1 protein-coding gene is annotated in these 1,417 nt (G+C 49.1%); it reads left to right on the top strand.

From position 1 onward, the window contains the following. The coding region (cas3, locus tag KDK19_RS05805; protein ID WP_257291532.1) for a CRISPR-associated helicase/endonuclease Cas3 at positions 1-1,417 on the top strand (1,417 nt) is incomplete at both ends.

Below are 1,417 nucleotides of genomic sequence, written 5' to 3'. Positions count from 1 at the left end.
ATGCTAGTTATCATTTGCTGGTTTATCACTGTTTGGATGTAGCTGCGGTTGGCAGGGTCTGGTGGCAGGCATCTGCGTCGCTCCGACGCCAGTTTTGTCATCAAAGTGGCCTGCCCGATGAGCAGACTCAGGCGTGGTTACTTTTTTTTATTGCCTTACACGATCTGGGCAAATTTGATATCCGTTTTCAATTAAAAGCGAGGAATGTCTGGCAGCAGGTTAATCCTGAGGCAGATTGCTTTAAGCCTCAGGAAAACAATAATGATTATTATCACGGGCCAGCCGGAGTTTATTGGTTGTATCAAGATTGGCAGGATCGTTTCGAAGGTGAACAAGACGACCGTGATATTTTTTGTGATGATGACGAAAATGAAAGCTGGCAGGCATGGTTGAGTTGGCTGGGGCCGGTTGCAGGGCATCATGGAACCCTGGCAGGTAGCTCCGACAAAGATGACAGCCGCTTTGGTTTATCACCCGGTATGGTCAGTGTCCAGGGACTGGAATTGCTGAAACAGGCTCGTCAGGCGTGGTTGAAAGCGCTTGAGTCTCTATTTTTAAAACCTGCCGGGCTGACACTGGAAGATGATCCGCCATTTATGGCTGATGGCACTTTGCTGGCTGGTTTTTGTTCGGTTTCTGACTGGTTGGGTTCAGCCAGTGATGAGGGTGATTTTGAATTTCAAAGCCAGCCGACAGGTGATCTTCAGGAGTGGTTTGAATCTCGCCTGACGATCGCCAGACGATTGCTTCATCGAGCAGGGATTACTGGTTATCAAGCTCGTGACAATCCTGCTATTCAGAACTTGCTTGAGGAAGGGTATCAGCCACGACAAGTTCAGAGTCTGGTGGATCAACTACCGCTTACTGAGAGCTTAACATTAATAGAAGCCTCAACTGGCTCAGGAAAAACAGAGGCCGCGCTGGCTCATGCCTGGCAATTAATCCAACAGAACTTTGCCGATAGTATTGTCTTCGCACTGCCGACTCAGGCAACAGCCAACGCTATGTTGGGGCGTATAGAAAAGGCTGCACCTAACATTTTTGAGGGAAGCATCAATGCGGTGCTGGCTCATGGTCGGGCTGGATTTCAGCAGGATTTTATCGATCTCAAACAAGCAGCCAATTCGCACCCCGCACAGGGGGAAAAGGAAGCCAGAGTTCAATGCGCGCAATGGCTGGCCGAAAGTAAAAAAAGAGTTTTTTTAGGACAAGTCGGCATTTGTACCGTAGATCAGGTGCTCGCTTCAGTGTTGCCGGTGCGACACAAGTTTGTTCGTGGGTTTGGTATTGGGCGCAGTGTTCTCATCATTGATGAGGTGCATGCTTATGATGCCTACATGTACGGCCTTTTGGAGGAAGTATTGAAACAGCAGCGGACTGCGGGCGGATCGGCCATTTTGTTGTCTGCAACTTTGCC

Origin of the sequence: Endozoicomonas sp. ONNA1 (assembly GCF_024606325.1) — a bacterium.
In the GTDB taxonomy this organism is placed as follows: Bacteria; Pseudomonadota; Gammaproteobacteria; order Pseudomonadales; family Endozoicomonadaceae; genus Endozoicomonas_A.
Note: the sequence above shows the minus strand (reverse complement) of the source record. Positions and strands in the feature narration are given on the sequence as shown.